This is a genomic window from Richelia sinica FACHB-800 (assembly GCF_014698825.1).
Lineage (GTDB): Bacteria > Cyanobacteriota > Cyanobacteriia > Cyanobacteriales > Nostocaceae > FACHB-800.
This window is the reverse complement of the sequence record NZ_JACJTT010000046.1, coordinates 1-25,857: the sequence shown is the minus strand read 5'-3', so window position 1 is coordinate 25,857 and position 25,857 is coordinate 1. Positions and strand designations below refer to the sequence as shown.

Genomic DNA, 25,857 nt, shown 5'->3' with positions numbered 1-25,857 from the left:
TTAATCTTTATAACTCTCCACTGCTTCCAACAAACTCCGTAACATTAAATAAGCAGAAGTTCCACCGGGGTCTTGATGACCAATACTTCTTTCCCCTAAATAGCTAGCTCTGCCTTTTTTGGCTAACATAGGGATTGTTTCTTGTAAACCATGTTCCGCAGCAGCAACAGCTATTCGCAAGGCTGGGACTACATCTAAACCCTCACTCAAGGCTTGTTCATAAGCAGCCACAGATGGAGATAATACGTCTACCATGGTTTTATCCCCTAATTGGGCTTTTCCTCGCTCTAATACCCCATTTAAGCCAGCTTGGAGTAAATATAGTAAGTCTTCAGCTGTTAACTCCTCCTTGTCAGCAGCAATGGCACTAGCCCTTAAAAACCATGTACCATACAAAGGGCCGCTAGCGCCACCAATGCTAGAAATTAAGGTCATACTGACAGTTTTTAAAATCCCGCTAATATCTTGACCTTTCAAAGTACCGATTAAGGTTTTAATTTTTTTAAACCCACGTTCCATGTTGATGCCGTGGTCAGCGTCACCTATGGCTGCATCTAATTCTGTTAGTTCTTCTTTATGATGGTCAATGACGTTAGCATACACCTGTAACCATTCGATAATTTGGGCTTGAGTTACCATCTTATACTCCCCACCGTAAACTAGGCGTTTTTACGGGTGCATCCCAAAGACGTAGCATCTCGTCGTCTAACTTTAACAGTGTGATGGAGCAACCTTGCATATCTAATGATGTAATGTAGGGGCCAATTAGATTTCGCACGATTTGCAGTCCTTCCAATTCACAGATTTCTGCTAGTTTGCGATAGACAAGATAGAGTTCAGCTATGGGAGTCCCTCCCATACTGTTAACAAATGCTAGAAGGCGATCGCCTTTTTGCAAGGGTTTATTTAACAGTTCTAAATCTACCCACTTCTCTTTGACTTCACTCCACTCCCGAACGGTGCGTCGATATTCTGTATCATTAATTATTGTTTGGGCTAAAAGCTCAGTAATTTCATCACCTGATTTTAAAGAAATTCTGTTTCTTCCTGGTTCACCGTGAATGCCAATTCCCAATTCGATTTCATCGTTAGCTAAGGCAAAAGTAGGCGTACCTTTGGCAGGAACTGTACAAGAACTCAGGGCCATTCCCATACTACGCCCATTTTGATTCACCCTTCTACATAAATCGGCTAATTGGTGTAAATCATAACCTTGGTCTGCTGCTGCACCACAAATTTTCTCTGCTAATACAGTTGTTCCTACACCCCTTCTGCCTTGGGTATAAAGACTGTCTTTTACAGCCACATCATCATCAACTAAAATATTCACAGCGCGAATACCTTCGAGGTGAGCTAACTCCACTGCCATCTCAAAGTTCATCAAATCACCACTGTAATTTTTGATGATGTAAAGAATACCTGCACCGCCATCTACTTGCTGGGCCGCTGCTAACATTTGGTCTGGGGTAGGTGAGGTGAAAACTTCCCCAGGACAAGCAGCATCCAGCATTCCCTGACCAACAAAGCCACTGTGCATTGGCTCATGACCGCTGCCACCACCAGAAATAATTGCTACCTTACCTTGTAAAGGTGCATCGGCTCGATAGACAAAAGTCGGCTCATAGTTTACCTTGATTAAATCCCTATGAGCTACGGCCATTCCGGCGAGACTTTCCCGTACAAAGTCCTCTGGCTTATTGATCAGCTTTTTCATTGTTCATATCTGTCTGCAAAGGTGCTAAAACTCAGGATATCTGGTTGTAGCACCAAAATTCCGCGTTTGTGCTGATGATGCCAATTGATATTGGTTAACATGATTCAGCTTGAGGAAACTATCAAAGGCATACCAGGCTAAAACATACCAAGGAATTACCTCTAATTGCAGACCTTTGAGCATCAACTGTCTCACAGCTAAGACGCTTAGTCCTAAAGGAAACAGAAAGCGCAAATCAATCACACCATTGGTGGCTAGTTCCACTCTTTGGTTTAAGTCCAGCACCGCACTGGTGACACCTGTAGCGGCTTCAGTAGTTCCTTGGGTGATATCTGCAAAAATAATGCCTATATCCTGTAAAGTAGCCAGGACATCAGCTAAACTCCCAGAGGTATCATAGTGGTGGATGAGAATGCTACCGTGATGAAAATTAGTCCGCACCTCAGTAATATGCGGTTGGGCCTGGAGAAAATTGGCAATGTGCTGCATTTTCTCTGGTTGACGATGGTCACGGCTAATTCTCAACCTTAGTCTGCCGGGAGTTTGGCTGACAACTTTTGTAGCTATGGGTGTATAGGGGTTTCCTGGCTGAGTAATTTGCGGTTGATGAGGAATGATCACCATAATTGTGGTTGGAAAGAAAGAAGAAGCAAGAAGAAGACAGAAGTTACAGGAGTTCAGAAGTTGCAGGAGTTGCAGAATAAAGGAGTTCCAGAATACAGGAGTTCCAGAATAATTGCTCCTATGAACTTCTGTTCGCGCAGGGTGGCGTAGGCATACTTCTGTACGGGCGGGTTTACCAAAATTCTCGTTCATAGTTGATGATATCTGTAAACCCGCCCCTACTGACTTCTGTTCGCGTAGCGTGGCGTAGGCATACTCCTGTACGGGCGGGTTTACCAAAATTCTCGTTCATAGTTGATGATATCTATAAACCCGCCCCTACTGACTTCTGTTCGCGCAGCGTGCCGTAGGCATACTTCTGAACTTCTGAATTTCTCTCACCTATCTACTGTGACATTGTTATTAGTCGTCCCAGAAGCTTCAAACATTGGTGTATGTCGATTGTTTTCTGCTAATTCAGCTTTGGCTTCTGCTACGATGTCTTCCCAGGTTTCGCCTAGTTCGGCAACAGCACCTTTGCTTTTTTCGTAGGCGACGAGTCCGCCTTTAATCAGCGATTTGGCTAGGGGTTTACCGACACCTGCAACCACGGGAAGGATGACTGGTGCTAATAAAACTGCACCAATACCGACGATGACTCCAGGTGTACCAGCGTTTTCCATTAAGTCTGTAATTTTAGCCATATGTTTATGAACCTCCTGGTTTAAAAATCTGTATAAGCTCTTTAGCGTAATCTACCCGTGAGGGTTTTACGTCTGGCTGATGGTAGAGTGGTGGGGGTAGAAGCTGTGAGAATAGGACGTAAACCGTTGACTCCGGCAACTATGGTGGAACCGTTGTTCACTATGGTTGCGGCTAGGGGGTTAAGTCCAAATACTACAGCGATCGCTAATGCTGCTAAATTGGGAATAGCCACAATAGTTGTATTTTGCTGAATCAATTTTTTGGCTTGGTGAGCAATTTCTATTGCTGTTAACAAACCATACAAGTCATTCTGCATTAACACTACATCTGCTGTTTCACGGGCGATGTCGGAACCGTTGGCAAAGGAGACGGAGACATCAGCGTAAGCTAAAGCAGGTGAATCATTGATGCCATCACCCACAAAGGCTACTGTTTGCCCTTGGTCATGTAGTTGCTGGACAATTGCTGCTTTGTGAGCGGGAAAGGCTTCGGCGTGGGTATGTGATGGAGAAATTCCCAGTTCAGCGGCTACGGCGTTAGCTGTGCGTTGGTGGTCGCCGGTGAGCATATGCACGTCTATGCTTGCGACGTTCAGCAACTGATGAATTATTGCTTGGCTTTCTGTTCGCAGGACATCTCTATATTCTATTTTACCTTGTAATTGACCGTTGCTGGCTACATAGATGTTTGATTCTGCCTGTTCGTTGGCAGTTGGTAAGGATGACATATCTACGCCTTCCTGACGTAGAAATCTTTCACTACCCACATAGACTATTTCGCCTTCAATGGTGGCTTCTACACCTAAACCCAGTTGATAGTTCCATTTATTGCGGTCAGGAACTTCTACTCCTTGATTTTCGGCGTAGCGGATAATGGCTTCAGCGACAGGATGAGTTAATCTTTGTTCTGCGGCCGCGGCTAAAACTAAAACTCGCCATTGGGAAACTTCTGGATGGAAGCTTTCTACTCCTATCACTTCCACTTCCCCTTTGGTGAGAGTGCCGGTTTTATCAAAGACAATGGTATCAACTTGGGCTAGTTTTTCTAAGGCTCTACCACTGCGAATCAAAACGCCATGTTTAGCTGCATAAGTAAGTGCTGCTAATACAGCGGTAGGAATAGATACTCTAATTCCAGTGGCTAAATCTAAAGTTAAGATACTAGCGGCTCTCGCAGCATTGCCACTCAGAGCAAATACTGTCCCTCCTAGTAATAAAGTTGGCAAAACTGCTTTTTCAGCGACTTTCGTCGCATAGTTTTCCATGCGGGTGTCGTGGACTGGTGCTTCTTGCATTAATGTGATGCTTTGTCCCGCACGGGTATTATTACCTGTTTTTTCTACAGTGATATAAATTCTGCCTTCCTGTACCAAGGTAGAAGCAAATACTGGTTGTCCCTTGGTTTTGAAGATGGGTATAGACTCACCTGTGAGTTTTTGTTCGTCGAGTAAGGCTTTGCCTTTAATGATTGTGCCATCTACGGGAACAAGTTCTCCAGGATAAACAATGACGGTATCGCCTTTTTGCACTTCTTGAATGGAGATTTCGACCTTTTCACCGTTTTTTTCTATCCAGACAAATTGTCCTAAGGAACTGAGGAGGTCTAATGTTTGGAGTTGGGAAGAACGGGCAGTGCGATCGCGGATATGTTCACCAATTTCGATTAAACTCAACATCAGGGCAGGTGTGAGAAAATGTCCTTGGGCAGTGGTAATAGCGATCGCTAAAAAATCTAAAATATCAATAGTCAGTTTGCGTTGGGTGACGATTCCTGTCATCGCTCGTTGCAAAACTGGTAAACTGGCAACTCCAATGCTTCCCACTATCAAAATGGAGGGAATTGGTAAACCAAAACTACCTCCTAACACAGCTAAACCAGTCGCTACTGCTGATAAAGATAAACTAGCATTAGTTTTTTCCTCTTCCTGATGAATTTCTTTCGTTGGTTCCGTCGTCTTTTGACTAGCAACAAAGAGTAAATTATTTAAGTTGCAGCGCATCCTGTGTTCTGACACAGCGTTAGTTTCATAGTTAATTACTAAAGATGCTGCTGAAGAATTAATCCGAAAACTGGTAATTAAAGGTTCTGCTTGGAGTAAAGTTTGTAGTTTTTGACAGTACAATCTATCATGCCGTAAATTTGGCACACGCAACCGCAATCTTCCGGGTACTGTATGGATAAAGCTATAACTAATAGCAGCTATGGGAGAGTTAGAATCTTTGTTACTAACAGATAAGGGAAGTTTGATCACCCTACCATTTTCTTCCCCCTGATTATCTGAAGAATCTGTCTCTGGAATTGATGGTAATGAAACTGTCGTCTGTGCCATTCCTTTTCCTCCAGTGCTATTAACTGTGGAATGATTTATAAAGGAAAGTTTGCGAGCATTTCTAAGGAATAAGACATCATTGAGGGCTTCAAGTCTTCCCACAATGTTGATAAATCTATATCTATAGTTATTTCCTCAGACAAATTGGTTAATGCCTGGGTTTCAGGAATGGAAATAAAAGTATCTTGTGGTGTTATTTCTGTGGGTACAGCTAATTCTAGTAACTTTTCCCAATGGGATATACTTATCTCTAGAGGATGATACGTGATGACCACCGAGCTTGCCTGACTATTCACCCGAAAACTACTCACTTGTTGGTCATCTTTGAGTAATTTTTCCAATCTTTGACAGTAGACTGAATCTTGGGCAATCTTATTCACATAAAATCGAATTCTGCCCGGAATTTGATGCACTACTTGATAAACGATTCCTGGTGCTTTTATTTCCGCACTAGATTGTTTCTCCACTTGAGTTAATCCTGGTATTTGTATTGCTTTTTTAGTCAATTTCTGAGCAGTTTTTGTGATCACCGCAGGTAACAACCCCGGTTCTAGAGAATCCATCAGCCATTGAGTTGCATCTGCGGCTAACATATAAACTAAAAATGCCGGCCAACCCCTAACTCTCAATCCTCGCGTCACCACTAACCCAACAATTAAGGGAATTACAGCTGTTGATTGTTTTTGCCAGAAACCAGGGGATTTCAATTCAGCAACATCTATTTGATCAGCAGAAGCAGGATATTTAACATCAAATTCCGTCAATAATCTCAAAACTTGCTGTAAGGAAATCTGACTTTCATCAAAAGTGAAAATCAAACTACCCCGACCAGCATCAGTAGAAATTCGCTCTACCCAATTTTGCTGCTTTAAGTCTTGGGATAGATGCTCAATTTGTGAATTCCAACTACCATCATGAGTACGGATGCGAACACGTCCAGCAGTGGCATGAATAACTTGTAATTTGATTTCATCAACTACTTGATGACTATGTTCATGCTGTGATATTTCCTTGCTGGAATGTTCAATAGATATTAAGTCTGGATGTTCATCCAACTGCGGACTTAACCTATGGTTACTACTGATGGTTTGGGTCATTATTTAATAGCTGCACCAAGTCAGAGATTCACGGTAGCTTTAATATAACTGATTACTTTCTCAATAAGCCTCTTTCTTGAGAATTATTTTATAATCCGTAAGGTTTGCTACCATTTCTTGGCATTTCTTAGTATTACTTAATATCGTCTAGGATCTAGAATCAATTAATATTGAGTTAGATGATTTCTTTTGAACTTCTAAAACTTGCTATTTCACAATCCCAAAGCTCTTGCACCTTGATAGAAAATAAAACTGCTGATCCAAGCTAAAGCGATAGACCAAGCAACAGCCAGAATAGTAAATTTAACACTTTTAGATTCAGTTTTCAGCACAGCTATAGCGGATAAGCAAGGAACATACAAAAGGGTAAATAACATAAAACTATATGCCTGTACCCAGTCTATTTGATTGGCAATCACTCCTGCCAGTTGTCCATCATCATTTTGACCGTAGATGACAGCTAGTCCTCCTAAAACAATCTCTTTAGCGATAAACCCAAAAATTAATGCTACTGCTAATTGAGGGTTGATTCCTAAAGGTGCTAAAAACGGTTGGGTAAACTGTCCAATTATGCCTGATAATGTTTGGGAACTAGCCGCAGGAACACCAGGAGGTAAATTATTTAATGCCCAAATAGCCACGACACCAAAGATAATAAATCTATGAGACCATTTAACAAAATTTTTCACTTCACACCAAGCACGAATCACCATTTGTTTGCCGGTGGGGAAGCGATAGGGAGGTAGTTCTAAAACAAAGGGTTCTTGGTTAGGATAATGATGTTTGAATAATAAGGCTGTAACGATAGTCGCGACGAAACTGAGAAGATATAAGCTAAATAACACTAACGGTGCATGACGAGGGGAAAATAAAGCTGTAGTGATGAATAAAAAGACGTTCAGCCTAGCAGAACACAGGGAAAAGGGAATTACCAACATTGATAACATACGTAGGGCAGGCGATCGCATCACCCTAGTTCCCATAATCGCTGGGACGTTACATCCAAACCCCATCAGGGACATAACAAAGGAACGTCCATCTAAACCCAGTTTGGCCATCAAAGCGTCCATCAAAAATGCGGAACGAGATAAGTAGCCGCTATCCTCGATAATAGCCATCATCAAGAAAAATAAGACAATGACAGGAATAAACGCTGCTACTGTGCTGACTCCTGTATATAACCCATCGATTAAAAAACCGCGTAATAACTCTGGTGCATTTGCCAAAGCAGGAACTAAAACGCTAGTTTGTAACCAATCAAAAATTCCTCCCATCCATTCTTGCAATGGTGTACCCACTGCATAGATAAATTGGAACATGAGATACATCGCTGTGAAAAATATAGGTAGTCCCCACACAGGATGAAGTAAGATGCGGTCAAAGCGAGTAGTTAAATTTTCGTGAATATGGGAGGGAGTATGGACTGCATCTTGTAAAAGATGACCCATTTCTGTAGCAATTTGATGGTCAGCAACTAAATGTTCGGTAATGTCACCCACCACAACAGGAAGATTTTGATGCTGGATACTATCTTCAATTGCCTGATAAGCTTCCCCATAACCGCTACCATATTTAGCGCTAATGGGCATGACTGGCATTCCCAAATGGGCTGACATTTTTTCTGGTTCTACTTCCACACCAAATTCAGGTGCTTCATCACTCATATTCAACAACAGTACAGCAGGTAAACCCAAATGTTTAACTTGCAAAGCTAAACTAATTTGACGGTCGATTTGAGTGGTATTGAGAATTAGTAAAAGTAAATTCAGCGGTGTATGTTCTAAAAAGTCTCTGACCACTTTTTCATCGTCGGAAAAGCCACGCAAATCATAGATACCTGGTAAGTCAATTACTTCTACTGTTTCACCACCAAATTTCACTTGTGCCATCATTAAATCAACAGTAATACCTGGCCAATTACCAATACTTGCAGTTGCACCTGTGAGGCGATTAAAAAATGTTGATTTGCCTGTATTTGGCATTCCTAAAACGGCTATGTTTTTCATGGTAGGTTCACCTTTATGCAAAGTAAAATGTTTATGCCACAATGGTTTAGATGGTTGATATCAATATTTTTTGTTGCCTCTAAGGTGGCATAGTGGAGAAAAAAATGGCAATAAATAGTTAATAATGTTGCATATTGGCAGGAAGATTAATGGTGTGCTTATCAAGAAGATATATCCAGAATAAAAGCAGCAAGATTGTAAATTTTACACCTGCAATTTTATACTCGCAGTTAGCAGCAACAGATTAAATTTAGGTCTCTATTAATAATTTAATTTATGGACGTAAACAAGACAGTTCGGACATTAACTACAACTAAAACTTAGACACAAAAAGGCTTCTAGCACTGTCACCTGTCACCTGTCACCTGTCCCCAGTTTCCCTAAAAGTACGCAAGAGTTGTATAACTCATATCTGTACTTAATTAACCTGCAATATGCCCTATTGATTTTTGCAATCTTCCTAGATGCAAAATTAAGAGTTAATGAGTGTAGTTATTTTGGGTTTCCGCGCTGCATCCACACTAACTAAGTTAGTAATATTGACAACTTCGATTTTGCTAGCTTCCTGACGACGTAGTATCACTTCTGTCATCCCTACACGAACATGAACTGGCCCAGCAAACCAAGCTTTACGCAACATCACTACATTTTGACCAACTCGAAAACCCAAAGCTTGCAGTCGGTGATTTAAGCCTGTTTCAGGATGCAAGTTAGCAATGGTTGCTGTTTGCTGGGGTTTTAATGCAGTCAGATAATGATTTAACATGGTGAGATTCACCTAAAATTTTATCTAGCCTTAATAGTAGCAGTTTTCATTACAGTTGAGAATATCTTTCAATAAGTTTCTATTTTTATCACAAAAACATAATATATGTAAATAAATATTTGGTTTTGCAATGGTTTTAGGTAATTTTTTACAAAAAAACACCTAAAAGTGCATAAATTTATAGTCAAAGTTTTTGCCCAAATGCCGAAAAAGTTGTATGGTATAAAAATAATCTCATGGAAGTCTAAATTTTAGATGAGATAGTCAATTGACAATACTTTAGTCATGCTATCTAAATTGTAAGTATGTGAGAGAATCATGCTAAATCTATTTCATCAGCTAATGTACCTTTAAGTTGCATAACTAATGCCAAATCACCAAAAGCAATCAACACATTCAGCAAACCCCTCCCCAACCCTCACCGGTTGCGGGGAGGGTGCGCGGTAGCGTGGGTGGGGTATCATCTGTTGCCACCACTTTTCGATTTGGTATAAGGTGATAAGAGAGGAAATCCACAATAATTTAACTTTTAGGCAAGGTGCAAATCACATTTGCAACTGCTGATGATATTTAAGCTTTAATATCTCCACAATACAAAACAAAGAGCATTAATAATCTTGTTAAATCAGCTTTAAATTCATAGATAAATTAATTTTTATGCCTCTCGGTAAGAGAGAATATGCAACTCTATAAATATTGCAATCCTCTTGGGTAAAAAGTGAGGGAAATATGGTATTAGCAGTGCAAACAACAAGAAATAAACCCATTAAATCTGATGTAAATCACATCAATACTGCTATTACTTATCGAATCGTCCATTCTATTCCCGGTCGAGTCAGGTTTCGTGTGCCATTATTAGCATCCGATGAGGCTTACGCTTTACACCTAGAGACTCTTTTGCAAGCAGATAATCGAGTTATAGGAGTTCGCATTAATCGTCACGCAGCATCTATCGCTATTAATTATCAATTAGCTGGGAATGACTGTCAATCTTTTTTTCAGGATGTGGAACTATCCCTGCAACTGGCAACAATCATACAAAACACCCTCCCCACTCCCTCTATGACAGAGGAAGAGGAATCAGGTGTAAAATTGCCAGCTTTAGCAGCATTTTTAGCCTTACTGGGTTTAACAATTCCCATTCCTACCAGTATCATTGCATCTGTGGTTGCCTTAGCAGCTTGGCCTGTAGCGAAACGCGCTTATCACAGTCTCACCGTGAATCGCAAATTAAATATCGATTGCCTAGATTTTATGGCAATTTCCCTCACCGCTGCCCAAGGAAACCTACTAACTCCGGCTTTGGTGATGACTCTCCATGAAATTGGTGATATGATTCGCGATCGCACAGCAAGAGTATCTCAACAAAATGCCGCTGACTTACTCGACTCCCTCGGCCGTTATGCTTGGGTACTGCAACCAGATGGACAAACACAGCAAATACCCGCCACAGATGTGCAAATAAATGATACTGTTATTGTCTACCCCGGTGAGCAGATTCCCGTAGATGGTCAAGTGTTACAAGGTAAAGCCTTAATCGACCAACAAAAACTTACAGGTGAATCACTGCCTGTGTTACGAGAAATGGGTCATACTGTGTACGCTTCCACCTTGGTCAGGGAAGGGGAGATTTATATTAAAACAGAGAAAGTAGGTAATGCTACCCGTGCTGGAGCTAGTATCGAGTTAGTGCAACAAGCACCAGTGCATGATACCCGGATGGGAAATTATGCAGCGGCCATTGCCGATAAAGCGGTAATTCCTTCTTTAATCTTCGCAGGTTTAGTATTAGCAGCTACCCGTAGTCCAGCCAGGGCCGCATCTATCCTCACCCTGGATTTTGTCACAGGCATTCGTGTTTCCCTGCCCACAACCTTTTTAGCCGCCTTGACCCATGCTACCAGACATGGTGTACTAATTCGTAGTGGTCGCGCTTTGGAAAAATTGGCACAAGTTGATACCTTGGTGTTTGATAAAACTGGCACCTTGACCCAAGGTAATATTCAAGTTGTGGAAGTAGAACCGGTAGCTAGCCGCATATCTGCCCAGAGATTGTTAGAATTAGCCACAGCCGCAGAACAAAGACTCACCCACCCAGTAGCGGAAGCAGTGATGCGTTATGCACAGGAACAGGGTATAGAAATTTTACCCCGTGGACAATGGAGTTATGAAATCGGTTTAGGTGTGGTAGCCGAAATTGAAGGACAACAGGTATTAGTGGGGAGCGATCGCTTATTATCTAGATATGATATTTCCCTCACCTGTCTATATGCAGAACACCGTTGTCATCCAGGAAAATGTCCACGCAGATTGAACTGTCGCATTTCTGCCCATGACTCCCTATTATATGTAGCAGTAAATGGAGAATTTGCGGGAGTCATATCTTACACTGACCCTCTACGTCCTGAAAGCGCCCCTATCCTCCAACAATTACAAACAGATTATGGTATGGAAATTCATCTGTTAACCGGGGATAGTCGAGACAAAGCCGTAATGGTAGCACAGGAATTGGGAATACCCTTGCATCATGTCCATGCAGAAGCATTTCCCGAAAGCAAAGCAGCAATTATCCAACAATTAAAAGCCGCAGGTAAAACCGTAGGGTATACAGGAGATGGTTTAAATGATTCTGCTGCCTTAGCCTATGCTGATGCCTCCATATCCTTTGGAGACGGTTCAGAAATAGCTAGAGAAACGGCAGATGTAGTGTTAATGAATAATAACTTAACTTCTTTTGTAGACGCAATGGCGATCGCTCGTGAAACCAAAGCCGTCATTAAACAAAATATCAGTTTAGCCGTAGTTCCCAACCTCGCAGCATTAGGACTAGCCGCAACCGTAGGAATGCACCCCCTAGCTGCTACTGTAGTTCATAACGGTTCCGCCATTGCCGCTGGACTTAACGGGTTACGTCCACTCATGCACAGAGATGAACCACAAACCAAGAAATGATTCACCAGTGCATCACCAAGTAACAGACACATATGACTAAATATGTAGCCGCAATTGACCAAGGAACAACCAGCACCCGTTTTATTATCTTTGACCACCAGGGAAAAATCGCTGGCTATGCCCAAACAGAACATCAACAGATTTATCCTCAACCGGGTTGGGTAGAACACGACCCCAAAGAGATTTGGTCATGTACGCAAACAGTAATTAAAGATGCCCTAGAGCAAAGTAAAATTACCGTTGGTGAGATAACAGCCGTTGGCATTACCAATCAACGAGAAACAATTGTAGTCTGGGACAAAAACACAGGTGAACCTTACTACAACGCCATTGTTTGGCAAGATACCAGAACAGACCAAATTTGCAACCAACTAGCCGCAGATGGTGGTCTAGACCGTTTTCGCGCCACCACAGGCTTACCACTAGCTACCTACTTCAGCGCCCCCAAAATTAAATGGTTGCTGGAAAACATCCCAGAATTGAAAGCCGCAGCCGCAAATGGAGATGCTATTTTTGGCACCATTGACACCTTTTTGATTTGGCATTTAACCGGGGGTACACAAGGCGGTTTACACATTACCGATGTTACCAACGCCAGTCGTACCTTGTTGATGAACTTAAACACTCTGGACTGGGAACCGGAAATATTAGAAATTATGGGCATTCCCCGCCAAATGCTGCCAGAAATTCGCCCTTCCTCAGCCATCTATGGCCAAGCTACAGGCATTTTAGCCGGAGTTCCCATTGCCGCAGACTTAGGTGACCAACAAGCCGCATTAATTGGACAAACTTGCTTTCAGGTAAGTGAAGCCAAAAACACCTACGGTACAGGTTGCTTTATGCTGCTGAATACAGGTCAGCAAAAAGTGATTTCCCAACATGGTTTATTAACAACAGTAGCTTACAAATTGGGGGATGCTCCAGCAGTTTATGCTTTGGAAGGTAGCATTGCCATTGCTGGTGCTTTAGTTCAATGGTTGCGTGACAACTTGGGGTTAATTTCCACCAGTGCAGAGGTAGAAGCCTTAGCCAGCACAGTTACAGATAACGGTGGTGTTTATTTTGTCCCTGCCTTCTCTGGTTTATTTGCACCCTATTGGCGCAACGATGCCAGAGGTGTAATTGTGGGGATGACACGCTACACCAATAAAGGACACATTGCCCGTGCGGTGTTAGAAGCCACAGCATGGCAGACTCGTGAAGTTTTAGATGCCATGAAAGAAGACGCACAGATAAATTTAACGGCTTTGAAAGTAGATGGTGGGATGGTGTACAACAACCTGCTGATGCAATTTCAAAGTGATGTGTTAGGTGTGCCTGTGATTCGCCCCCAGGTAGCAGAAACTACAGCTTTAGGGGCAGCTTATGCGGCTGGGTTAGCGACTGGTTTCTGGAGTAGTTTGGAGGAGTTGTCTGATAATTGGCTTTTAGACCAGACTTGGGAAGCGAAGATGGATGAGGTGGAGAGGGAAGGTTGTTATAAGTTGTGGAAGAAGGCGGTTAGTAGGACTTTTGATTGGGTATAGGTGTAAACTAGGTTTTTTAAGCAACATATGCACTTGCATATGGCAGTGTTACATCAAGGATGGCGAGTAAACTCTGAGCAAATATGTTATAATTCGCTGTGTTTTGTTGCATTGCATCATCCGGTCTTTTTCCATTCCCCAATAGGCTTTATAAAATACTCTACAGATATGAAGTTAGAAGCATTAAATATTCAAAATTTTAGAAGTATTCAAGAAGTAACTGTTGAGAATTGTGGTGAATTTAATGTGATTGTTGGAAAAAACAATGCAGGTAAGTCTAATATTCTTTTGGCTATCAATGCCTTTTTTCAATCCTTAAGGAAAGGCGAACCTATTATCCTTAAGCCACCTATTGGAAATTCCATAGACCACTATAATAATTTGGTGGGTAAACAGATAGAAATCACTATTTTCTTTCAACTTTCACTGGCAGAAAGAGATAATTTAATTCAAGATATTGTTTCGGAATTGCCACAGGTCAAAAATTCCGTAAACGGAATTAATTCAGAACTAAGACTGGCTGTAAATTTAGAATTTACAAGTTTCCCGGAGCAACTTGGATATGTTAAAAAAATGGCATTATGCAAACCGAATTATTCAATTCTCTCAGAAGAGAGCGTGGTGCATACTATTCTTGAAATCGGTCCTGAAGCAGCTAAAGAACTTAGCGATAAAGCAAAACGCTCACAGGAATTAGAAAATGAAATAGAACAAATTAATATTGTTGCTTCTGAGAGGTTCAAGCGATTAGATGAAGACGATTGGAACCGCCTGAAAGCTAATCCATCTGCTTTTTTAGAAAGATTTTTATTTGGAGTGAGCAGCCGAGCACGTATTACAAGACCAACAGGTAACTTATTGAATAGGCTCGAATCTCTCATCCAGTCTTTAGAGTCAAAGGGTGACTTTCCAGATGCGGCTTCTTCCTTAATAGAAAGTATGCAACAGGAAGCATTTAATCTACGTACAGAGCCAATCCGGCACAGGATTAATAGCTTTTCGGGACAAGAAACCTCTGTTCCGATTTATGTGCTTAATTTAATGAAAAAAATTGGTGAGATGAATGTTTTATATCTTACTGAAAGAAGAGAGCCAATAGGAAAACGTGAAGCTTCACAATTGCTTGACCTTAAGATTACGCGAGGAGGTCCAGAAAAACTCCGTGCAATTCAGAATACAGTGTCAGCTCTTTTAGGAGTTGATATTGATGCGTTTCGAGCAAAGAAAACTAGTTCGGTAGAAGATCCAGAAGCAGAACTTGATGTGGATCAGTTTCTTGTTCAAGTAAACGGTGCTGGAATCCGTGAAGCATTAAGATTAATCTTAGATTATGAGCTAAATCGCCCTAATATACTTCTTGTTGAAGAGCCTGAGATACATTTGCATCCTGCTCTTGAAACAAGCATGATGAGATACTTAAAGACTATCGGGAAAGACTGCCAAATCTTCATTACAACTCACTCCACCAACTTTTTAGATACAGCAGAAATGCGAAACGTTTATCTTGCATCTCGTGATAATTCAACAACTATTCAGCTCATTAATGTGGAGGAAGCAGAGCAAAGTGTTCCCCGTGAGCTTGGCATTAGACTAAGTTCTCTTTTTATGTTTGATAGGCTCGTTTTTGTTGAAGGGCCAACTGATGAAGATGTAATCCGTGAATGGGCTTTTATCTGTGGTATCAATCTTGCTCAAGCGAGTGTAGGATTTGTACCTATGGGGGGTGTCAGGAATTTAGCTCATTTTGCAACAGAAGCAACAATTAATTTCCTTAGTAAACGACGTGTATCAGTTTTTTTCATGCTAGACCGTGATGAGCGTGAGGAGTCTGAAATCAAGCATTTGACCATGCAGCTTGGAAATAAAGCAAAACTAATAGTTTTGAATAAACGTGAGCTTGAGAATTATCTCTTATCTCCAAAAGCAATTGCTAAATTTATTGATCTTAAACATCAGCTTACAGGGAGAAAAGAAAATAAAGCTATTAATGAAGATGAAATAGCTCAAGCTATCGACAAATGTGCTGATGAACTAAAAAATTGTGCAATAGAACGTAGAGTTGCAAAAATTACTTGCCGTCCAATTTTACTCAACCGCGATGCCATTCTAAATCCTGATTCTGTGGCTTCCTTAGCCAATAAGCTGAAAGAGGAGTATAATAACCAAAAGGAGAAATTGACACAATTAGAGAAAGAAATAGAATCAGTTATTGAAGCTCAGACTCAACTCGTCGAAAGCAAATGGGTGACGAAAAAGCGGGATTTAGTACCTGGTGATATCTTATTAGACAATTTGTGCAAACTATTCGGAGTAAGGTTTAATAAAGAGAGGGACTCAGCAAGATTAGCATCACTCATGGAAGAGAGCGAAATTGACTCAGAAATTAAAACCATACTTAGGACTTTTGCAGACTAGTCTTTATTGGTATCTATGATGTACCTCAATAGCCGCACCAATCACAGCATAAGCCAACTTCTCCACCTCATCACCAAACCTCCTCATCCTTCTTTCTTCTTCTCTTCTTTCCTCTTCCTTCGTGACCTATCCCTACGGGATGCTGCGCGAACGCTTCTTCGTGGTTCATTTCTTCTTATCTTTATTGTTGTATAAATTATACTCAAATAACACTGCTTATACACAAATGCTTAACATTTAATTCATTGAATAGCGATCGCCTCTCGAATACCCCATGAATTAACCTAAAATTATATAAACTACACCTGCAAACTTGATTATGAGTGTCTCAATTCCTGATGATATTCTCCGAGCCAGCAAAATGACGGAAGAGGAATTAAAATTAGAAATCGCTATCATGCTTTATCAGCAAGGAAAAATTAGTAGCGGTAAAGCTCGTGCTTGGACTGGACTAACAGTAATTGAATTTCAACATCAACTTGCTCTACGGGGACTTTGTATTAATTATGATGTAGAGGATTTTGAATCAGATGTGAAAACCCTAGAATCAATGGGGTTATTGTGATTATTGTCAGTGATACATCACCAATTACTAATTTAGCGGCAATTAATCAGCTAGATTTACTGCAAAAACTGTATAGTGGGATTGTTATCCCCACAGCCGTTTATAATGAAATGGTAAAGGTAAATAAAATTGTTCCTGGTGCTGTAGAAGTACAAACTTTACCTTGGATTAAAAAGCAGGCTGTTGTAGATTCTCAAAGAGTAATTTTTATTCAAGAAACCGAAGAAAATATTGATTTGGGTGAAGCAGAAGCGATTGTTTTAGCTCTGGAACTGAAAGCTGATTTACTATTGATGGATGAACGTCGAGGTAGGATAGTCGCAACTAGTTATGGTTTGCAAATAACCGGGTTATTAGGAGTCCTGTTGCAAGCAAAGCGAAAAAATTTGATTCCTTCTGTGAAAACTTTGATGGATCAACTAATTGACCAAGCTGACTTCCGAGTGAGTAATCAATTGTACACAAAAATTTTACAAGCGGCTGGTGAATAACTAGGAACATGGGGTTTTAGCGATCGCTCTTTATCTTGACCCAGACCCATCGAAATAAAATCAAGCGATCGCATATGTTTAATTTCTAGTTATAATTTTAACTCCTGAAGAATTAACTCCTTTAATTTTTTGCGAATTTCTGGAAAGCCAGAACTTGGATAATTTACAGCATTTTTGACCACAGCTTCTAAGGTCTGATAATAAGTATCTTTACTCAAGGTATTAGTTTTAAAAGCACTGTAAGTTGCGGGAATTAAATAACGCGGTATACCTTTCTCACCAGCATCTTTACTACTTAAAATCCATTCTTGAGTTTTTGGGTCATCTAAATAAGCTGCAAACTTATTAGCGGCATTCTGACAGGTATAATCACAGTCTTGACGTAAAACCAAAGCATCAACAAATAGCAAAGGATTACTACCTTCACTCAATGGTAAAGAAGCTAATTTAACTTCTGGATTGATGCCATTTTTAAAAATATAGTTGAGTCTTTCTGAATAACCAAAGAAAGCATCAACTTGATTATTAATGAAGGCTTCAGCACCAGCATCTGTATCACCATATTTATCCAAGCAAGGGTTAGCATCTCCTACTTGACAATTTTGAGAAAATTCTTTGAAATATTTCATTACTAATGGATCTAGCTTAGGTGATAAAGCAGAGTTAATTTGTTTGGTTCCATAGGTATCAGCCCAAGCATCTAAATACAAAGCTGGTAAATTCCAACTTCCGGTTAAATCACCTGCTAGATTTGGTGTATCTGGAGTAATTGATTTTAAAAAAGTCAAAATTTTCTCTAAAGATTTAGTTTTGACCACTTTATCATTACGAGAAAAAATAAAGTGACCACATAATAAATGTGGTATGCCATAGATATTGCCATTGATAGTAACAGCATTTAATCCCGCAGGATACCAATCTTTGATGTTTTCAGGTTTATTCCAGGCTTTAGCTACATTGGCTTTAACTAAATCCCCTAATAATAAAGTATCTATTTCCACTAGATGATAGCCATTTTCGTTAGTAGAATTAGATAACCACTGTTTTAATGTGTCTAGGTCATAAAATCCTTCTTCTTCAGGGTCGAGAGGTTTTAACACTAAATCAACGTTGCTATTTTTAGCTTCAAACTCGCTTTCAATTCTCGTTAATAATGCTTGATATTTATCCTGTGCTGAATCGGGAATATAGGGAAAAAGAGCAACTTTTAAAGTTGTTTTAGGGGTTGTTGGTGTAGAGGCAATGTTGGGAAAAGAAACAGCAAACTGTCCTAAAAATGCCAGGGTGAAGAGAAGTAAGTAAAAAAGTATCTTGTGTAGTTTTTTCATGTTGCACAACTAATACGTTCAAGATATAGCTATAGACAAGGTGGTGTGGAAATAATCCATGCTAAAGCGGACATGTCAAATCGCTTTTAACCATGCCCTGTGCTATATATTCAAGAACTCATTATTTATGACTGCAAAATACTTGGTGTATTTTTTTGCAAAAATTTAATCTCAATGGCAAAAATTAAGTGTTATTTCTGAAAATATTTCTATTTTTATGTGCAAAAATTAACTAATATATCTTTTCTTGATGATGATTTTAGTTTAGTTAAATCACAGGAGTGCGATCGCTCCCTCACAACTCTACTTCTTCCCAGAGTGAAGATTAACCGATGGGATATACCAATTCCCTGACACTCAGGGCAGAATCTTGTTTTAAAGCTACTTTAGCTAAGGCTTGGGCTTCATCTATGGTTAATTGACTGATAGCTTGTTTCAGAGGTGCGATCGCTTGGGGATTGACACTTAACTCATCTACGCCTAATCCTAATAAAATCGGAGCAATTAAGGTTTCGGCGGCAACTTCCCCACATAATCCTACCCAAATCTTGGCAGCGTGGGCAGCTTGTACTGTTTGCTGAATCATCCTTAAAACAGCAGGATGCATTGCGTCAGCTAAGGTAGCTACTTTGGGATTAGTGCGATCGCCCACCATCACATATTGGCTTAAGTCATTTGTACCGATGCTGAAAAAATCCACTTCTTTGGCTAATTGGTCAGCAATGGCCACTGCTGCGGGTGTTTCAATCATTGTCCCTACTTCCATCCGCTCATCAAAAGCAATTCCCCCTTGCCTGAGTTCTGTTTGTGCCTGTGTGAAGATTTCCCGTGCGGCTCTGGCTTCTGTTAAATTGGTAATCATCGGCCACATGACTTTAATATTGCTGTTGACACTGGCCCGTAAAATTGCCCGCAGTTGGGTTTTAAATAACTGCGGATTTTCTAAACACATACGAATACCTCGCACCCCCAAAAATGGATTGGTTTCAGCAATACCTGTGTTGATATAAGAGAGAGGTTTATCTCCACCCACATCTAAGGTGCGAATGATTAAAGGCCGCTGGTGTAAAACTTGAGCGATCGCTTGATAAACTGCTAGTTGTTCTTCTTCGCTGGGTGCGTTTGCCCGGTCAAGATATAAAAACTCTGTTCTGAGCAGTCCCACTCCCTCGGCACCATTAACCATTGCCAATTGAGCATCTGCCAAACTGCCAATATTAGCTAAAACTCGGATCTGATGACCATCTTGGGTAATTGCAGGTTGGTGCGCTCTGGCTTTTGCTTCCGCTTGGGCAGTTTGCCATGCTTGCCGTTTGGCTTCCAATCGTCCTAAGGTTTCCGCTTCCGGTGCAACCCAAGCTTTGCCCATTTCCCCATCCAACGCCATCATTGTCCCATCTTCTAAGGCGAGGACTTGAGCATCTACACCTAATACCGCAGGAATTCCTAAGGTTCTAGCAATAATCGCACTATGGGATGTGGCACTACCTGAAGTCATACAAATACCCAAAACCTTGCTTGGGTCTAGTTTCGCCGTATCTGAGGGTGTTAAATCTGCGGCCACAACAATGGAAGGTTCGGTTAGGTCTAAATCTTGGGGCAGGTCGCCTAGTAAAATCCGCAACACTCTACGTCCCACATCTACCACATCATCTACTCTTTCTTGCAGATAACTATCCTCTAATTGGCGGTAAGATTTGGCAACTTCATCAACAACAATTTGCCATGCCGCCTCCGCATTGAGATGATGGTCAAAAATTCTCTGTTCTACGGCTTCCAATAATACGGGGTCTTCTAAAAATAGAAGATGGGCATCAAAAATCGCTGCTTCAGCATCACCAATTTGAATAGAGGTATGGGAAAGTAAAGTTTGAATTTCTTGTTTAGCAGTGTGAATAGCTGTATGTAATCTTTGTAGCTCTACTTCGACATTTTCTATATTATATTCCGTAATTGTCACTGGTGTAGAGGATTCATAATGTACCACAGGTGCGATCGCGACCCCAGGAGATGCAGCAATTCCCGCCAGTTCCCCTTGGGTAGGGGGCAAAATTTCTTCTATCACTGGTAGTGGTTCTACAGTGCTATCATCTTCCCCAAAGTTATTAATAAACAATGCTTGCAATGCTGCTAAGGCTGCTTCCCCATCTCCACCAATAGCACTGATCAGTAATTCATGGCCTTGACGTACTCCCAAGGTGGCTACTTGATTAATACTATCTCCCCGGACAATTTCACTACCTCTGGTAAGATTCTGGACAAAGATTTGGGCTTGAAATCGGGATGCAGTAGCGACAAATTGTGCGGCTGGTCTGGCGTGTAAACCTAATCGGTTATTGACTGTGAGGCGAATTTCTCTGGTGGGAACTTCGACATGGGTTTTTCTTTCATGATGGTGGGAATGGGGAGTATGGACTGATAGAGGACAATTCATAGCACCTAAAAACGAAGCTTTTGCCCCTAATGCGCCTTGGGCTTCTGCCATGACTTGGTGAATATTCTTGCCCGTAGATGCCGCCACAGCCGCCGCTAAGGTACCTTCCACCAAAGGAGCAGCACATAAATGAACTTTCGCCCTTTGCTCTGGAGAAAGGAATTCTAGAGCCATTTCCGTGCTAATGACTGCACTACCCAGATCCATTAAAACGAGAACCCCATCATCAGATAATACAGAGGCGATCGCTTCATAAACCTGCATCACATCTGTACCCAGTGGATTTGCAGCATCTTCAATCCCAGCTGCTACGGCCAAAGACACCTGTCCTTGCACCATCTGTACAGCTAGTTCCTGCACACCCAAAGCTAAATTTTTGCTGTGAGAAACAATAACTATGCCAACCACTGCAACACCTTAGCCAGTTACCCATTCTATTATTCCTTGCCACAATTCTAAAAACAGCATTTATTTAGCTTGTATTTAGCTTGTGATTGCAAATGTCTAGAAATATGCACCGAATCGTAATTAATTGGCATCTGTAAACGAGTAAAAATTTACAAAATTTAGTATGAACATCAAAAATAGTACAGTCTGATTTGATGATATCGGTTCAATTCAATGGTGGTAAAAATCTATAAAAATGCTTCACGAATGCTAACCGCAGATATCCCACTCTTTGTCTATATATATTTGTAGACAAGGCAGGGGGATATTAACTACAACTAAAACTGAGACACCCAAAGGCTGTTAGCACAGTCACCTGCAATCAACCAAGATGAACAATATGAGAATCCCCTGTACAATTTCTAGTTGTACAGGGGATGGTGATGTTTCAAATAAGAAGTGCGATCGCTACACTTGGTATTTTGTCACAGTTATGGGTTTCCACCATAGTAAACGTTATCTGCAAGGCCAAGACCATTGTTGTAATTATCCAAGGCGGTATTAATGACACTACCAGAATCTATGGAATAGAGAACATTGGTATTAGTGTTGTAGGGACTTGGTAAAGCGGAGGCATTGGAAATACCTTGATTCCAATAAGTATCAACTGTTGGGCTATTGACAGTGCTACCAGTCATTTGGCGGATTGCACCATCACCCTTATTATCACCATTTTCATCTGGAGTAATGGCTTGCAGCCAATTGATGCCTTCGCTGATGTAGTACCGAGCATCTTTATCAGATGTGTTGGCGGTGTCAATGGGGTTACCTGCAAGATAATTCAACCAACTAGCAACTAGAGAGCGACCAAGATCGTACCGCTTGTCTGTGTTGGGATGTTGGGAGGAATCGACTAACTGGCGGGCTTGATTGAGAGTATAGAAGATAGTGTTCTCATCTCCATCAGTCCTGCCATTGCGGTTGTAGTCACCGATGAGTAATCCTATGTCATACTGTCCGCTCACTGGATCAAGAACTTTTCCTGGCTGGTTAGAGTTGGTATAAGGTGCGAATAGAAGATCACTGTCAGCGAAATTAGACTGTGTTTTTTGTGATGGTTCGTTACCTTGGACACCATCCCAGAACTTCTGCCACTCTGTATTCCGCCAGAAACCAGGGGTACGAACACCGGGAGCATAACTCACGATATCAGTATCGGTGGCACTGTTGTTACTAAGGTTGGTATCAGTGAACCCAGTGGGAGCAGTGATGGTTGCTGTGTTAGTTAAGGAAGATGAACTCTGAACAACCTTATTGACAATCAGATTCTGAATCTTGAAATAATCATCAGGAGTAGTATCGGCTGTAGAAGCAGCAATCACGATGGTATTGCCAGCGTAGTTCCCCGCATTGACATTTGCCTCACGAGCACTTGTAGAAGTCGTATTATTGACTTCCGTAAAGCCAAAGCTATTGAGAATCGAGTCATTTAAGGTGGTGAGAGGACTGCTAAAGTTACCAATCCACAAAGACAGGTCGCTGTCACAGACGACATATCCCAAGTAGGCTTTATCGAGGACAACAGATTCAGAGAATTGGAACAGAATGTAGTTATCCCGTCCACCCACGTTATCAACAGTATGTCTGTTGTTATCTCCATTACCTTCACTTCTGTCAATTACACCTGCTCCGCCATTGTATCTATTCAGAGAGGCAGTTGCCCAAGCTCCATTTGTACCATCAACCCGACTAAAGGCGGTGGCTGTCATGGTAATGCCATTGTTGCTGAAGGTATTGGTATTACCATAGTTGACAGTATTATTGTTGCCATTCAGATTAAATGTGGCGGTACTACCCAGGGTAGTTGTCAGGGGAGCGACTGTACCAGTCACCGTATAAGTGATGCTACTTCCTGCTGTCAGCGTGACGGTATCGTTAATATTGCCTGTACCATTGAGGTCATTACCTGTTGCCCCACCACTAGCCACACTTGTCCAAGTCACATTGGTTAAGTTGCTAGGCATGATATCGCTGACCAGAGCATTGGTAGCGGTCATCGGACCATTGTTAGCAGCTACGATAGTGTAGGTGATTTGTTGTCCGGGGTTAACTGTTGTCAAACCATTAGTTTTGGTAATTAACAGGTCAACATTATTCTTGATCAGTCCTGCGTCAATGGTTAAGTTATCGGTTGTGCCGACTGTGAATGTCGCGGTTCTGCCTGCGGCTGCATCTACCACATCGCTGTCTGCTGCATCATTGCCGATGTTGGCTGTGGTGAAACCGTTAAAGCCAGTTGGTTGAACGAATTCGACGCTGTAAGTGCTGTTGGCGTTGGCTGTGAATTGGTACAAACCATTGCTATCAGTTGTGGCTGTACTGATTGTACTTCCTGCTTGGTTGAGGAGTTTGACGGTCACTCCAGATACACCTAATTCACCTGTGTCTTGAACACCATTGCCATTGGTGTCGTACCAAACGCGATCGCCTATTTTGACTGTAGGAACTCCGATTGTGTCTGTGTCTGTCGCACTGTTGTTACTAAGGTTGGTATCAGTGAACCCAGTGGGAGCAGTGATGGTTGCTGTGTTAGTGAGAGTTCCCGATGAAGTAGTGGTGAGTTTATTAATTTCTAGGGTGTTGATCTTAAAATTATCATCGCTTTCACCAATTTTTGCCGCAATCACCAGCACATTACCTGCGACATTACCACTATTGATATCAGCCGTGCGAGTGCTACTACTACCATTATTAAACTCAGTAAACCCTAAACTGCTCAATACAGTGCTATTGAGATTGAGATGATTAGTGAAAGGATTGTTAGCAGTTCCAATCCATACAGATATATCACTATCACCGACGACGTAGCCCAAAGATGCTTTATTAACAACGATGGATTCAGAGAACTCAAACAGTATGTAATCATTACTGCCGGAGTTGTCCACAACGTGCATATTACCGCTGCCATCGCCTTCATTGGAATTGGTAACACCTAATCCACCGCCATAGCTGCCAAGATAAGAAGTAGACCAAGTAGTTCCATTGAGTTGGCTAAAGGCACTTGCCTTAACCTGAACACCATTAGTGGCAGTAAATGTCCGAATATTACCATCGGGTCCATCAAGCGCACTGCTACCACCTAAGCTGAAGACTCCTGCACTACCCAGGGTAGTTGTCATTGGAGCTACTGTACCAGTCACCGTATAAGTGATGCTACTTCCTGCTGTCAGAGTCACGTAATCGTTGATATTGCCTGTACCACTGAGGTCATTACCTGTTGCCCCACCACTAGCTACACTTGTCCAAGTCACATTGGTTAAGTTGCTAGGCATGATATCGCTGACCAAAGCATTGGTAGCAGTTACCAAACCATTATTTTGAGCAACAATTGTGTATGTGACCTGCTGTCCTGGTACTACCGCTGTCAAACCATCGGTTTTGGTAATTGATAGGTCGCTTGCCACTTTATAAATTCCAGCATCTATAGTGGGATTATTTTCCCCACTGGAAAGAGTGACTATTTGGGATTTACCGGTGGTCACATCAGCATCGGAGTCTACCGTATCTTGACTATTACCGTTGACATCTTTTTGAGTAAAGTCATAACCAGCTGGTTTAGCAAAAGTGACTTGATATTGTTCACCAGGAGTGAGGTTGGTGAAGTTATAGTTACCACTAGCATTGGTGGTGGTAGTTACAGTAGTATCGCCAACACCGTTAATGATGCCATCCGCTCCTCCACCAGTCAGAGTAACAGTTACACCACTTACTCCCACCTCACCATTATCTTGAATGCCATTGGCGTTGCTGTCTTCCCAAACTCTGTCTCCCAAAGAAGCTGTTTTGTAGAAACCAGAATCAACTGTAGTGTCATTCTCACCTGGAGACAAGGTAACTACATCTGAGACTAGTCCATCACTATCAAGAGCATCATTCGTACCAACATTGACTGGACTTACGCCGTTAAAGCCTGTAGGTTGCACAAACTGGACTTTGTAGTCTCCTGGTTGCAGATTGGTGAAAGAGTATAGTCCATCAGCATCAGTAGTAGTGCTGGTAATGAAATTACCATTTGCATCCAATAGGTTGACACTAGCGTCTGCTATTCCTGTTTCTCCAACATCCTGAATCCCATTGGCGTTTTTGTCTTCAAAGACAAAGTTACCTAAGCTGGCTAGTTGTACTAAACCTGCATCTAATGTGCCGTTGAATTCTCCACTAGTCAGGGTGACGACTTGGGTTGTGCCTGTTGTGGTGTTGGCATCGGAATCCAATGTATCATCACCTGCATCTGCGGTGGTGAGGACATATCCACTGGGGGCAACAAATTCCACTTGGTATTGTCCGGGGGTTAAGCCACTGAAGAGGTAGTTGCCGTTGGCATCTGTGGTGGTTGTGACGGGGGTGCCACCGACGATAACGGGATTGCCACTGCCATCTAGTAATTTAACTGTGACACCTGCTAGTCCTAATTCACCATTATCTTGAATACCATTGGCGTTGCTGTCTTCCCAAACTCTGTCTCCTAGAGATGCTAGT

The 25,857-nt window shown here is 41.6% G+C and carries 16 protein-coding genes; 5 read left to right on the top strand and 11 right to left on the bottom strand.

The features are described from left to right. The 8 genes from dhaL to H6G73_RS21555 form a co-directional block, all read right to left on the bottom strand. On the bottom strand, positions 1–639 hold the full coding sequence (dhaL, locus tag H6G73_RS21590) for a dihydroxyacetone kinase subunit DhaL (RefSeq protein ID WP_190608197.1): 639 nt from the start codon (positions 637–639) through the stop codon (positions 1–3). 1 nt (position 640) lies between these two features. Then, a complete protein-coding gene (gene dhaK / locus H6G73_RS21585) occupies positions 641–1,714 on the bottom strand; it encodes a dihydroxyacetone kinase subunit DhaK (protein WP_190608195.1) in 1,074 nt (357 codons plus the stop codon). Between the two features lie 24 nt (positions 1,715–1,738). Then, complete coding sequence (locus H6G73_RS21580; RefSeq protein ID WP_390840612.1) at positions 1,739–2,530, bottom strand: HMA2 domain-containing protein; 792 nt, start codon at positions 2,528–2,530, stop codon at positions 1,739–1,741. A 185-nt stretch (positions 2,531–2,715) separates the two neighbouring features. Beyond that, positions 2,716–3,021 (bottom strand): DUF5132 domain-containing protein, encoded by a 306-nt coding sequence (locus H6G73_RS21575; protein ID WP_190608193.1) that lies wholly within the window; start codon positions 3,019–3,021, stop codon positions 2,716–2,718. A gap of 41 nt (positions 3,022–3,062) precedes the next feature. After that, positions 3,063–5,351, bottom strand: a complete 2,289-nt coding sequence (locus H6G73_RS21570) for a heavy metal translocating P-type ATPase (RefSeq protein ID WP_190608192.1) — start codon at positions 5,349–5,351, stop codon at positions 3,063–3,065. Positions 5,352–5,386: 35 nt separating this feature from the next. Next, positions 5,387–6,448: an HMA2 domain-containing protein gene (locus H6G73_RS21565; RefSeq protein ID WP_190608190.1), complete on the bottom strand. Its 1,062-nt coding sequence runs from the start codon at positions 6,446–6,448 to the stop codon at positions 5,387–5,389. Between the two features lie 212 nt (positions 6,449–6,660). Continuing rightward, positions 6,661–8,454 (bottom strand): ferrous iron transport protein B, encoded by a 1,794-nt coding sequence (gene feoB, locus H6G73_RS21560; protein WP_190608188.1) that lies wholly within the window; start codon positions 8,452–8,454, stop codon positions 6,661–6,663. A 472-nt stretch (positions 8,455–8,926) separates the two neighbouring features. Continuing rightward, on the bottom strand, positions 8,927–9,220 hold the full coding sequence (locus H6G73_RS21555) for a FeoA family protein (protein WP_190608186.1): 294 nt from the start codon (positions 9,218–9,220) through the stop codon (positions 8,927–8,929). A 729-nt stretch (positions 9,221–9,949) separates the two neighbouring features. Here H6G73_RS21555 and H6G73_RS21550 point away from each other — a divergent pair. From H6G73_RS21550 to H6G73_RS21530, 5 genes are all read left to right on the top strand, one after another. Further along, a complete protein-coding gene (locus tag H6G73_RS21550; RefSeq protein WP_190608185.1) occupies positions 9,950–12,172 on the top strand; it encodes a heavy metal translocating P-type ATPase in 2,223 nt (740 codons plus the stop codon). A 32-nt stretch (positions 12,173–12,204) separates the two neighbouring features. Further along, positions 12,205–13,698 (top strand): glycerol kinase GlpK, encoded by a 1,494-nt coding sequence (gene glpK, locus H6G73_RS21545; protein ID WP_190608183.1) that lies wholly within the window; start codon positions 12,205–12,207, stop codon positions 13,696–13,698. Positions 13,699–13,737: 39 nt separating this feature from the next. After that, positions 13,738–16,113 carry an AAA family ATPase gene (locus H6G73_RS21540; protein WP_190608181.1) on the top strand — a complete coding sequence of 792 codons (2,376 nt, stop codon included), beginning with the start codon at positions 13,738–13,740 and terminating at the stop codon, positions 16,111–16,113. Between the two features lie 319 nt (positions 16,114–16,432). After that, complete coding sequence (locus H6G73_RS21535; RefSeq protein WP_190608179.1) at positions 16,433–16,678, top strand: UPF0175 family protein; 246 nt, start codon at positions 16,433–16,435, stop codon at positions 16,676–16,678. Further along, positions 16,675–17,169 (top strand): DUF3368 domain-containing protein, encoded by a 495-nt coding sequence (locus tag H6G73_RS21530; RefSeq protein ID WP_190608178.1) that lies wholly within the window; start codon positions 16,675–16,677, stop codon positions 17,167–17,169. The genes H6G73_RS21535 and H6G73_RS21530 overlap by 4 nt, the downstream gene beginning before the upstream one ends. Positions 17,170–17,258: 89 nt before the next feature. Here the strand turns inward: H6G73_RS21530 and H6G73_RS21525 are convergent, their stop codons facing one another. From H6G73_RS21525 to H6G73_RS21515, 3 genes are all read right to left on the bottom strand, one after another. Continuing rightward, positions 17,259–18,497: an extracellular solute-binding protein gene (locus H6G73_RS21525; protein WP_190608176.1), complete on the bottom strand. Its 1,239-nt coding sequence runs from the start codon at positions 18,495–18,497 to the stop codon at positions 17,259–17,261. A 325-nt stretch (positions 18,498–18,822) separates the two neighbouring features. Then, a complete protein-coding gene (gene ptsP, locus H6G73_RS21520; protein WP_190608174.1) occupies positions 18,823–21,339 on the bottom strand; it encodes a phosphoenolpyruvate--protein phosphotransferase in 2,517 nt (838 codons plus the stop codon). 470 nt (positions 21,340–21,809) lie between these two features. After that, on the bottom strand, positions 21,810–25,857 hold a 4,048-nt coding region (locus tag H6G73_RS21515), incomplete at its 5' end, for an SdrD B-like domain-containing protein (RefSeq protein ID WP_190608173.1).

Coding starts and splice junctions, on each gene's coding strand:
- H6G73_RS21555 (WP_190608186.1), bottom strand. CDS start 9,220: ATGTTAAATCATTATCTGACTGCATTAAAACCCCAGCAAACAGCAACC.
- H6G73_RS21570 (WP_190608192.1), bottom strand. CDS start 5,351: ATGGCACAGACGACAGTTTCATTACCATCAATTCCAGAGACAGATTCT.
- dhaK (WP_190608195.1), bottom strand. CDS start 1,714: ATGAAAAAGCTGATCAATAAGCCAGAGGACTTTGTACGGGAAAGTCTC.
- H6G73_RS21535 (WP_190608179.1), top strand. CDS start 16,433: ATGAGTGTCTCAATTCCTGATGATATTCTCCGAGCCAGCAAAATGACG.
- H6G73_RS21540 (WP_190608181.1), top strand. CDS start 13,738: ATGGCAGTGTTACATCAAGGATGGCGAGTAAACTCTGAGCAAATATGT.
- feoB (WP_190608188.1), bottom strand. CDS start 8,454: ATGAAAAACATAGCCGTTTTAGGAATGCCAAATACAGGCAAATCAACA.
- glpK (WP_190608183.1), top strand. CDS start 12,205: ATGACTAAATATGTAGCCGCAATTGACCAAGGAACAACCAGCACCCGT.
- H6G73_RS21580 (WP_390840612.1), bottom strand. CDS start 2,530: ATGAACGAGAATTTTGGTAAACCCGCCCGTACAGAAGTATGCCTACGC.
- H6G73_RS21575 (WP_190608193.1), bottom strand. CDS start 3,021: ATGGCTAAAATTACAGACTTAATGGAAAACGCTGGTACACCTGGAGTC.
- H6G73_RS21550 (WP_190608185.1), top strand. CDS start 9,950: ATGGTATTAGCAGTGCAAACAACAAGAAATAAACCCATTAAATCTGAT.
- dhaL (WP_190608197.1), bottom strand. CDS start 639: ATGGTAACTCAAGCCCAAATTATCGAATGGTTACAGGTGTATGCTAAC.
- H6G73_RS21525 (WP_190608176.1), bottom strand. CDS start 18,497: ATGAAAAAACTACACAAGATACTTTTTTACTTACTTCTCTTCACCCTG.
- H6G73_RS21565 (WP_190608190.1), bottom strand. CDS start 6,448: ATGACCCAAACCATCAGTAGTAACCATAGGTTAAGTCCGCAGTTGGAT.